This is a genomic window from Herminiimonas sp. (assembly GCF_030655415.1).
In genome coordinates this window covers 21,624-30,383 of the sequence record NZ_JAURVN010000003.1, presented here as the reverse complement: position 1 = coordinate 30,383, position 8,760 = coordinate 21,624, and the positions used below count along the sequence as shown (strand labels likewise).

Below are 8,760 nucleotides of genomic sequence, written 5' to 3'. Positions count from 1 at the left end.
TCGTTTCAAATTTCTTCAAAACGACTAACAAAAACGCCAACTTCAACCACCACTTCTACACCCCCGCCACACCCAATTCAGCTCGCTACACTCTGCGTTTCGCTGCTTGTTCTGCGACGGGAGCCGAACTATAGCAAAGCTTCTTGAAGCTTGGCAACCCTTTTTGAGAAAATACTTTAAATCTTTTTATTAAGCCCTTTGATTAAAAGAATTTCCCTCTATGAGACGCCTTACTTTTCCTTGTGATAACTCGTTACCAACTCAACTTCATTCTTCGAGCCCAGGAATACCGGCACACGTTGATGCAGCTTTTCTGGCTGGATATCTAATATACGTTGCTGACCGTCTGTTGCTGCACCACCCGCTTGCTCTACAAGGAAAGCCATTGGATTTGCCTCGTACATAAGGCGCAGCTTGCCTGGCTTGTCCGGCTCCCGTGCATCAGCTGGATACATGAAGACGCCACCACGATTAAGGATGCGATGTACATCTGCCACCATGGATGCAATCCAGCGCATATTGAAATCCTTGCCGCGCGGACCCGTTGTGCCAGCCAGCATTTCATCTACATAGCGCTTGACCGGCGCATGCCAGTGGCGCGCGTTCGATGCATTGATGGCGAATTCTTTGGTGTCCGCTGGAATCTGCATATTCTGTTGCGTCATTACCCACGAACCCATTTCACGATCCAGCGTAAAGCACTGCACGCCATTGCCAGTTGTCAGTACCAGCACAGTTTGTGGGCCATAGACGGCATAACCAGCAACTACCTGCTTGCTGCCGGCTTGCAGGAAATCAGCTTCGGTCGGCGCTTGCATGCCATCTGCCGCTTTCAATACCGAGAAAATCGTTCCGATAGACACGTTCACGTCGATATTGCTCGAGCCATCAAGTGGATCGAACAACAAAAGGTATTCGCCCATAGGGTAGCGATTTGGAATCGGATGGATGGTTTCCATTTCTTCCGAAGCCATCGCCGCCAGGTGACCGCCCCACTCATTAGCTTCCAGCAAAATATCGTTGGAAATAATATCCAGCTTCTTTTGCACTTCGCCCTGGACGTTTTCGCTTTCTGCCGACCCCATTACTTCACCGAGCTCACCTTTGCCAACCGCGTGGCTAATGGTTTTACAGGCGCGAGCGACGACTTCGATCAACAAGCGCAACTCTGCAGGGATGGTGTTGTGCAGTCGTTGCTCTTCAATCAGGTATTGCGTGAGGCTGATGCGTTTCATGTGGTCCTTAATCTTTATCGAATGCGCTGTAATCAATGCGCTTAATCACAAACTACTCAAACTACTAGCTAAAACCCGGCCGTTTTGACCGGCAATTGTATGCTGCTCTATTACTTGTCTATTAATTGGCTGACTGTTCAAGTAGCCGCTAGCGATTTCGTTACAACTTCTTTTGTATCTTTCGAAAGCTTGGCCGCCGCTACTCGCTTCAAGGCTGCGTGCATTTTGTCCTGCAATTCCGGCGCGTATTTGCGCCAGCGATCCAGACTACGCGCCAAACGTGCTCCAACTTGCGGATTAATTGCATCCAACGCAATCACCTGCTCAGCCCAGAATACATAGCCGCTACCGTCAGTCGCGTGGAACTGCGATGGATTGCCATTACAGAAACTGAATATCAAGCTGCGCGCACGATTCGGATTCTTTATAGAGAAAGCCGGATGCTGCATTAGTTTGCGCACCGCAGCCACATCGGTAGTGCGCGCCATCGCCTGCAAGCTGAACCACTTATCTATCACTAATGGCTCTTGCTCGAAATCGCTATAAAACTGGGCCAGTGCAGCAGCCTTGCCCGGCGCCTGACTATTTGCCAAAGCGGACAAAGATGCCATACGATCAGTCATATTGTTAGCTGTGTCGTATTGAGCCTGCGCCAAAACGTGCGCATCGGCGTCATCCAGCTCCGCTATATAAGAGAGCGCAAGATTCTTCAATGCGCGCTTGCCGGACGATGTTGCGTCCGGACTGTACGCACCTTTGGTTTGATTCGTTTTATATGTAGCAAGAAAATCCTTACGCAAAGCCTGCGCCAATGAATGACGCAAAAAGCGGCGCGCAGTATGAATTGCTTGCGGATCAATCACGTTCATCTGCTCGGCGATTACCGTTTCCGCTGGCAAGGTCAACACGGTTTCGCGGAAAGCCGGATCGAGCTGGGTGTCGTTCAAGGTTGCGCGCAGGCTGTCGCTCAATGCTGGGTCCACGCTCAATGCCTCGGATTTTTGTGCTGCAGACGTCAAAGCAAGCAAACGACGCGTCGCAAGACGCTGGCCAGCTTCCCATCGATTAAATGGATCGCTATCGTGCGCCATCAAGAATGCCAATTCATCTTCGCTGTAATCGTACTCCAGCACCACAGGCGCTGAGAAGTTACGCAACATCGACGGCACCGGCTTTTCATTGACTTCAGTAAAGCGGAAAGTTTGCTGCGCCGAAGTCAATTCCAGCACGACTGTTCCAATCGCCGCAACTTCGCCATCCAGCTTCAATGTCATATCTTTGCCGCTGCTATCGAGCAAACCCACCGCGACCGGGATATGGAAAGACAATTTCTTCGCCTGTCCCGGCGTTGCCGGGCAAGATTGCGAAAGCGTAATGTCATAGGTTTTGCTGGCAGCATCGTAAGAGGTCTTCGCCGTTACGCGCGGCGTCCCAGCCTGGCTGTACCAGCGCTCGAACTGCGTCAAATCGCGACCATTCGCTGCCGACATCGCCGCACGGAAATCATCGCATTCAACCGCTTGCCCATCATGTCGCTTGAAATACAGATCCATACCCTTGCGGAAGCCGTCGCGGCCCAACAAGGTTTGATACATGCGCACGACTTCTGAACCTTTTTCGTAAATCGTGACGGTATAGAAGTTACTGATCTCGACAAACGAGTCTGGCCGCACTGGATGCGCCATCGGACCGGCATCTTCCGGGAACTGCGCCTGACGCAGCACGCGCACATCATCAATACGCTTCACCGCGCGGCCGCTATCGGTGCCGACCATATCCGCAGAAAATTCCTGATCACGGAAAACCGTCAGGCCTTCTTTCAATGACAATTGAAACCAGTCGCGGCATGTCACGCGGTTACCGGTCCAGTTATGGAAATATTCATGGCCGACCACTGCTTCGATATTTGCATAATCGACGTCGGTCGCGATGCGCGGATTGGCCAACACATACTTGGTGTTGAAAATATTCAAACCCTTGTTTTCCATCGCGCCCATATTGAAGTCGCCAACCGCGACGATCATGAAGCGATCCAGATCCAGTTCCAAGCCAAAGCGCTCTTCATCCCAGCGGATGCTATTAATCAGCGAATCCATCGCGTGCTGTGTTTTGTCCAGATTGCCGTCTTCCACCCAAACCTGCAGCAAGGCATCGCGGCCGGATTTCAGTTTGATGGTTTCTTCCTGGCAAACCAACTGCCCGGCGACTAGCGCAAACAAATAAGACGGTTTCTTGAATGGGTCTTCCCACAAGGCGTAATGACGGCCATCGCCGAGATCGCCTTCTTCGATCAAATTGCCATTCGACAGCAACACCGGATATTTTTTCTTGTCGGCGCGCAGCATGACGGTGTACTTCGCCATCACATCCGGACGATCCGGGAAATAAGTGATTTTGCGGAAACCTTCGGCTTCGCATTGGGTAAAGAAATTGCCGTTCGAGACGTACAAACCCATCAACGAGGTATTTTTATCCGGGCGAACCAGCGTTTCAACGTCCAGCTTGATCTCGCTCACGGTCGTCGGGATGCGCAAGACGCCATCTTTCAGCGCGTAATCGCGCTTGGCCAAAACTTTGCCATTCAACCGGATTTGCACCAATTCCACTTCTTCGCCGTATAAAACGATGGCTTTTTCAGCGCTGCCTGCGTTGCGCTCAAGCGTAATGCGCGTCGCAACGCGGGTCGCCGACGGATCCAGATCGAAACCCATCTGAACAGTGTGAACCCAATAGCTTGGCGGTGTGTAATCTTTGCGATAAATCGCAGGGGAAGTGTCGGTACGCATAGGAATAGGTTTCGGTGGGAGTGAAGCAAAATACCATTTTACCAATCCTGGGATGGTAAATGGAATCGGTAGTGCATTCTGATCAAGCCGAACTCGTACTAGGATCCGTTTCGGTCATTGATGTTCAACACGCAGCTCAGAAATAATCTAGAAAACCGATGAAAAATCGTTCAACTTCGCATCAATGATCATATCGACAACAGAGGGAATTCGACGGCGCGCTTACAAAATGTAACGGATCTTTTCTGGATTCCCGCTATCCTGTGTAGACCTACTCTAGGAGAATCAAATTGCGCCGCGCTTTATTGTTACTCATCGCTTTATCCAGCCTGCTATTAAGCGGCTGTGCGTCGTTTATTCGAAATGATGTGATCGCATTTCACGAATGGCCGGCGGATTTACAAAATAAAACCTATATTTTTGATCGTAAGGGCGAGAAGGAAAACGATCTCGAATATCGCAGCTATGAAAATCTTGTCCGCAATGAATTAGGTCGACTCGGCTTTGCCGAAGCGCAAGATCCACGTGGCGCCAATCTCAAGGTTGTACTGAATTACAAAATTGATGTGCGCGATGTACAAACCGTGCAGCCGGTAATCGTTGATCCATATTGGCCTTATTACCCGTATTACGGCCCGAGATGGCGCGGTTATTACGGTCCTTACTATGACCCGTTCTGGTATCCCGGGCCAGTGACGCAATATCAACAAGTGCAATATCAGCTATTTCAGCGTCAGCTCAACGTCATCATTACGCGCAGCAAAGATGGCAAAAAGCTGTATGACGTCACGGTGCATAGCGAAGGCGCCAATGGTTCGCTGGCGTTTGCCATGCCTTACATGGTGCGCAGTGCATTTTCAGATTTCCCTGGGCAGAACGGTATACCGCGTCGCTTGAAGCTGGAAATCAAGGAATAATTTCCGTTGGTGCTAAGCCTGATCTTGGGCAAAAACTTTAGTGCAAAAAAATGGCGACCCTGCAGGTCGCCATTTTTCATTCAGAAATCATCGCCATCAATTTATGATCAAGGCGTGTAATACGCTTGCGAACCAAAAGTCAGCGCCACCACGATCGCCACACCAAACGCGAGCAGCAACAGCAATCGTCCAAATTTAGGATTGCCATCAGATGTAGAAGACGCTTCTTCCACATTCGATTCATCTATCTTGACGCCATCCTTATCCAATTCTTGCATCACAAATCCTTATGGAATCAAAATCGATGAGCCGGTAGTTTTGCGCGACTCCAAATCGCGATGCGCTTGGGCGACATCTTTCAAGGCATAGCGCTGATTGATATCGATCTTGATCTTGCCGCTTTCGACCATGCCGAATAATTCTGCCGCCATCGTTTCCAGATCGTCGCGCTTTGCGGTGTAATTGAAAAGCGATGGCCGCGTCACGAACAGCGAGCCGCGCGTCGCCAGTTCATTCAAACCGAAAGGCGGTACCGGGCCGGACGCACTACCGAAACTGACCATCATGCCCAGCGGCGACAAGCAATCCAGAGAACCGATGAAGGTATCTTTACCGATCGAGTCATAAACGACAGGGACGCCTTTGCCGCCAGTGATTTCTTTCACGCGCTCGACAAAGTTTTCCTTGTTGTAGTTGATGGTGTGTACGCAGCCATTTGCTTTTGCCAGCTCCGCTTTTTCATCCGAGCCGACTGTACCTATCATCGTCACGCCCAATGCACGCGCCCATTGGCACGCAATCAAGCCGACGCCACCAGCTGCTGCGTGGAACAAAATTGTCTCGCCACCCTGCAAGCGAAACGTACGACGAAACAGATATTGCACCGTTAAGCCTTGCAGCATCATTGCTGCCGCCGTTTCAAAGCTGATCGAATCCGGCAATTTGACCAGAATGTCAGCGGGCATCACGCGCGCTTCTGCGTAAGCACCGAGTGGGCGTCCCGCATATGCCACCCGATCGCCGACTTTGACATGCGTAACATTTGCGCCTACCGCTTCGATCACGCCCGCGCCTTCCATACCCAAAGCGCCAGGCAAAGGTTGCGGATACAAACCCGTACGGAAATAAACATCGATGAAATTCAAGCCGCAAGCCATTTGGCGCACCAGCACTTCGCCTGCGCCTGGCGCTGGCAAGTCGACTTCAACGTATTCCATGACTTCTGGAGCGCCGGTCTCTGTAATCCTGATTGCTTTTGTCATTGCTCACTCACTTGTTTAATTCAATTATTGATTCACAGATGCCGTAAAAATCGGCACATCAATTCAACGCAAACTTAAATGCAAAACCTAGTACTCATTCCTACGATTTCTTTTTAGATAAAAGATAAATTCCACACAACACCAAAGCGGTTCCCGCCAACTGAATTCCAGTAATCGGTTCACCCAATACCCAAGCGGCAAGAAAAAGCGTGGATACCGGTCCGATCATACCCGCTTGTGATGCTGTGGCTGCACCGATGCGATCGACCGCGATCATCGTCAGAAATACCGGCAAGACAGTACAGAAAAATGCATTGATCACCGACAAGCTATATACATCCATCGGTTGTATCAGCATGGATGCAGGACGCAATATAAAAAATTGCGCGATGCAGGCGACGCTGGATACGCACATCGCATACGCCACCAAACGCAAGGCACCGACGCGCCTGACCAATTCGCCAGATGCCAGCAAATAAACTGCGTAAGAAATCGCACTGCCCAAGACGAACAAGCCGCCTATCGTCACATTAGAGCCACCGATACGCACGTCGTGCACAAACACTAATACGGTGCCTAAGTATGATGTGCCGAGAGCCGCCCATTCGATCGCTGTGATTTTCTTCTTCATCAGGAAGACGGAAAGCAGTAATACAAATGATGGTGTCAAAAACAGGATCAAGCGCTCAAGACCGGCGGAAATATATTGCAGCCCGAGGAAATCCAAAAAGCTGGAAAGGTAATAACCAAGCAAACCCAGAATCACGATCTGGCCTTTTTCTGCATTACTTAAAGGCTGGGCAGTCCGCGCCTTCCACACCGCGATGACGATAAAAAACGGTAAAGAAAACATCATCCGAAACGCGATCAGCGTCACCGCATCCACGTCATAGCGATAGATCAGTTTGGCAACAATCGCTTTAGTGGAAAACAGCACTGCGCCAACGATGGCGATGGACAAACCAATGAGAAACAACTTGCGTGGGGATGAAGGGGAGCTTGAAGCGGTCATGCCGTGATTGTAAAGGTTAAGCAGATTTCAAGTTTTCCTACGCCAGAATCGACCTAATCAATAAACAAGGCGAGCATCCAAAATGGCATGCTCGCCTTGTTAATTTGAAAATCAGTTTGAAGATTAGTTTAAGTGCTAGCTCAATCGAAGCTTAACTATAAGCAGCGGGAATTTAGAACAAGTGACCGAGCTTGGCCGCCTTGGTCGTCAGATAACGCTCGTTGAATGGATTGCGCGTCACCACTAAAGGCACGCGCTCTACAACTTTCAAACCAAGCTGTTCCATCGCTGTAATCTTGCGCGGATTATTCGTCATCAAGCGCAAGGTCGAAATCTGCAAATGCTGCAGCATCGGTTTGCACAATTTGTAATTACGTTGATCCGGTTTAAAGCCAAGCGCCTCGTTGGCTTCAACGGTATCGGCGCCTGCATCCTGCAATTGATAGGCGCGGATTTTATTCACAAGCCCAATGCCGCGACCTTCTTGCCGTAAATAGAACAGCGCACCGCGACCTTCTTCGGCGATTTTTTTCAACGCTGCTTCGAGTTGCGGACCGCAATCGCAACGCAGGCTGAACAAAGCATCGCCAGTCAGACATTCAGAATGGATACGCGCCAACACCGGTTCGCCATTAGCTACGTCGCCCAACGTGATGGCGACATGTTCCTTGCCGGTAGCTGGTTCGACAAAAGCGTGCAGGCGAAAAGTCGCCCACGGCATCGGCAACTCGCACGATGTTGCGTAATCGAGTTCAGATTCAGACGGAATATCCGCACTTACGGCGGCAGCGGTGGCAAGACTTGGTTTCATGGTTTTAGCGCTAATCGATCAATCAAGAAACGCAGCAGATGCCAAAAAAGCATGTGCTGCGTTTTTTCTCAGAAGACGAAGGATATCAGGCTGGGAGCAATTCGTTTATTGTGTTGCTCGTTTGCGCCAAAGCTTTTTCAACGCCGGCATCGCCCATCGCCAAGCCTTCGCTATGAATAAAGGTCACATCGGTCAAGCCTATGAAGCCCAATACCGCACGCAAATAGGTACCGTGGAAGTCCATCGCAGCATAAGGACCTTCGCTATACACACCGCCGCGTGAGGTGAAAACGTAGACTTTTTTGCCAGTCAATTGGCCGACTGGGCCTTTGTCCGTGTATTTAAACGTCACACCGGCACGTGCCACGTGATCGATCCACGCTTTCAAACCCGAAGTGATCGAGAAGTTGTACATAGGCGCGCCAATCACAATGACGTCGGCATCGACCAGCTCTTGTATCAAGGATTCCGACAACTTGGCGATTTCGACTTGTTCTGGCGTGCGCTGTTCCGCAGGCGTAAAGAAGGCGCCCAACGTTTGTTCGTTCAGATGTGGCAATGGATTTGCGGCCAAGTCGCGATCGACGATGACAGTATTTGGTTCTTTGGCTTTCCATTTAGCCAAAAACTCGCCCGTTACTTTGCGGGAGATCGAATCGCTATTACGGACGCTGCTGTTGATGTTAAGGATCTTGGTCATGGTAAAGCTCGCTTTCTAATCAGTTTGTGTCGTCGAC

General features: G+C 50.3%; 8 protein-coding genes. 1 reads left to right on the top strand and 7 read right to left on the bottom strand.

What is annotated here, in order from left to right:
* Nucleotides 1-230 precede the first annotated feature (230 nt).
* Both Q7T66_RS02675 and pepN read right to left on the bottom strand, forming a co-directional pair.
* Complete coding sequence (locus tag Q7T66_RS02675; RefSeq protein WP_304931740.1) at nt 231-1,235, bottom strand: class 1 fructose-bisphosphatase; 1,005 nt, start codon at nt 1,233-1,235, stop codon at nt 231-233.
* Nucleotides 1,236-1,372: 137 nt separating this feature from the next.
* Nucleotides 1,373-4,021, bottom strand: a complete 2,649-nt coding sequence (gene pepN, locus Q7T66_RS02670; protein WP_304931739.1) for an aminopeptidase N — start codon at nt 4,019-4,021, stop codon at nt 1,373-1,375.
* A gap of 290 nt (nt 4,022-4,311) precedes the next feature.
* Between pepN and Q7T66_RS02665 the strand changes: the two genes are divergently transcribed.
* Nucleotides 4,312-4,938: a DUF4136 domain-containing protein gene (locus tag Q7T66_RS02665; RefSeq protein ID WP_304931738.1), complete on the top strand. Its 627-nt coding sequence runs from the start codon at nt 4,312-4,314 to the stop codon at nt 4,936-4,938.
* Nucleotides 4,939-5,045: 107 nt separating this feature from the next.
* Here the strand turns inward: Q7T66_RS02665 and Q7T66_RS02660 are convergent, their stop codons facing one another.
* The 5 genes from Q7T66_RS02660 to Q7T66_RS02640 form a co-directional block, all read right to left on the bottom strand.
* Nucleotides 5,046-5,216, bottom strand: a complete 171-nt coding sequence (locus Q7T66_RS02660; protein ID WP_304931737.1) for a hypothetical protein — start codon at nt 5,214-5,216, stop codon at nt 5,046-5,048.
* A gap of 9 nt (nt 5,217-5,225) precedes the next feature.
* Nucleotides 5,226-6,200, bottom strand: a complete 975-nt coding sequence (locus Q7T66_RS02655) for a quinone oxidoreductase (protein WP_304931736.1) — start codon at nt 6,198-6,200, stop codon at nt 5,226-5,228.
* 100 nt (nt 6,201-6,300) lie between these two features.
* Nucleotides 6,301-7,212, bottom strand: a complete 912-nt coding sequence (locus Q7T66_RS02650) for a DMT family transporter (RefSeq protein ID WP_304931735.1) — start codon at nt 7,210-7,212, stop codon at nt 6,301-6,303.
* A gap of 172 nt (nt 7,213-7,384) precedes the next feature.
* On the bottom strand, nt 7,385-8,023 hold the full coding sequence (gene ribA / locus Q7T66_RS02645) for a GTP cyclohydrolase II (RefSeq protein WP_304931734.1): 639 nt from the start codon (nt 8,021-8,023) through the stop codon (nt 7,385-7,387).
* Nucleotides 8,024-8,108: 85 nt separating this feature from the next.
* Entirely contained in the window at nt 8,109-8,723 is a 615-nt protein-coding gene (locus tag Q7T66_RS02640; protein WP_304931733.1) for an FMN-dependent NADH-azoreductase, read from the bottom strand.
* Between the last annotated feature and the right edge of the window lie 37 nt (nt 8,724-8,760).

Coding starts and splice junctions, on each gene's coding strand:
- Q7T66_RS02675 (WP_304931740.1), bottom strand. CDS start 1,235: ATGAAACGCATCAGCCTCACGCAATACCTGATTGAAGAGCAACGACTG.
- pepN (WP_304931739.1), bottom strand. CDS start 4,021: ATGCGTACCGACACTTCCCCTGCGATTTATCGCAAAGATTACACACCG.
- Q7T66_RS02660 (WP_304931737.1), bottom strand. CDS start 5,216: ATGCAAGAATTGGATAAGGATGGCGTCAAGATAGATGAATCGAATGTG.
- Q7T66_RS02655 (WP_304931736.1), bottom strand. CDS start 6,200: ATGACAAAAGCAATCAGGATTACAGAGACCGGCGCTCCAGAAGTCATG.
- Q7T66_RS02650 (WP_304931735.1), bottom strand. CDS start 7,212: ATGACCGCTTCAAGCTCCCCTTCATCCCCACGCAAGTTGTTTCTCATT.
- ribA (WP_304931734.1), bottom strand. CDS start 8,023: ATGAAACCAAGTCTTGCCACCGCTGCCGCCGTAAGTGCGGATATTCCG.
- Q7T66_RS02640 (WP_304931733.1), bottom strand. CDS start 8,723: ATGACCAAGATCCTTAACATCAACAGCAGCGTCCGTAATAGCGATTCG.